Raw genomic sequence first — 1,441 nt, 5'->3', positions numbered from 1 at the left:
CGCCATTCCCGCTGTGCCGGTGGCCGACACCATCAAGCGCGCGCGTGACGGCATCATCACCGATACCGTGCCCCGCACCGACCTGTTCCGCGCCCAGACGCCGCAGGGCTTCCGTTTCGGGATATTGCGGGATCTGCACCGCTCCGCCACCGCCGCCGATGCGACGGATGACGCCGCCCTGCTGGAACTGGCCGGGCACCATGTCGCCATCGTTCCCGGTTCGGAAGACAATATCAAACTGACCTACAAGGAGGATCTGGTGCGCCTGGAACGCCTGATCGGCCCGACCCTGCTGCCGCGCACCGGGATCGGCTATGACGTGCATGCCTTTGCCGAGAACCGGCCCCTGATCCTGTGTGGCGTGAACGTGCCGCACACACGCGGCCTTGCCGGACATTCGGACGCCGATGTGGGGATTCACGCCCTGTGCGACGCGATTTACGGCGCGCTGGCCGAAGGGGACATCGGCCGCCACTTCCCGCCCAGCCAGAACCAGTGGAAGGACGCCGACAGCGCGCGCTTCCTCATCCACGCGGGCGAGCGTATCCGCCAGCGCGGCGGCATGCTGGTCAACGCCGATGTCACGCTGATCTGCGAACGCCCCAAGATCGGCCCGCATTCGGAAACCATGCGCGCGCGTCTGGCCGAGCTGCTGAAGGTGGATATTGACCGGATTTCGGTCAAGGCCACGACCTCCGAACGGCTGGGCTTTACCGGGCGGGAGGAAGGAATCGCCAGTCAGGCCTGCGCCACGGTGCTGGTGCCCTGAGCGCCATATCCTGAATCCAGATAAAAAAACGGCCCGGTCACGCGACCGGGCCGTTTTTCATTTCAGGCCCGTTTCACCGCGCCTGACACAGATGCATGAAGCGGTCGGCCTCCACCACCTCCGCCGCAAGCTGGCGCAGGGCCTCAACCAGCTTGGCGTCCTCGCCCCATATCGTCATCTGGATGCGTTCGCCCACGGTGGCGATGTCCGCCGCACGGGTGGCCGATAGCGCGCCCGTCACCACCGCAAGCCCCAGCACGATACTTTTCATGGCGGGTACCATCACGCCCAGCGCCGCCAGCGTGGCGTTGTCCAGCCTGCCCAGCACGTCCCGCCACGCCGCATGCACCTGCGCGGACTGCGCCAGCGGCATGATGCCGTGGGTCACCGCCATGTCGATGCCGTGGCGCGCGCGCAGCCAGGCAAGCTGGGGATCCCATTCCTCCCGCTCCGCCGCGCAGAGCCGGGCGGGATGTTCCGCGCGGTAGCACAGAAGCTCCCCATCCACATACTGCATCAGTGCCGCGACCTGTGCGGCGGGTTCGGGCGCGATCCGTTCGATCATGCTGCCGGCCATGCGTGTCATCGGCAGGTCATCGGGGGTGAATGCGCCCCCCTTTTCGCCGCCCGCGCGCGCCCATTCCCCCGCAATGGCCCCGGCAAGGGGCTCGG

The 1,441-nt window shown here is 67.4% G+C and carries 2 protein-coding genes; one reads left to right on the top strand and one right to left on the bottom strand.

Features of this window, described 5'->3' with window-relative positions:
• Positions 1-769, top strand: a 769-nt coding sequence (ispF, locus tag JCM25156_RS16480) for a 2-C-methyl-D-erythritol 2,4-cyclodiphosphate synthase (protein WP_025813976.1), incomplete at its 5' end; no start/stop codon positions are given.
• Positions 770-842: 73 nt separating this feature from the next.
• On the opposite strand, the gene JCM25156_RS16475 is transcribed toward ispF, so the two are convergent.
• A partial coding sequence (locus tag JCM25156_RS16475; protein ID WP_025813975.1) for an ATP12 family protein occupies positions 843-1,441 on the bottom strand: 599 nt, incomplete at its 5' end.

This window comes from Komagataeibacter kakiaceti JCM 25156 (genome assembly GCF_000613305.1).
Note: the sequence above shows the minus strand (reverse complement) of the source record. Positions and strands in the feature narration are given on the sequence as shown.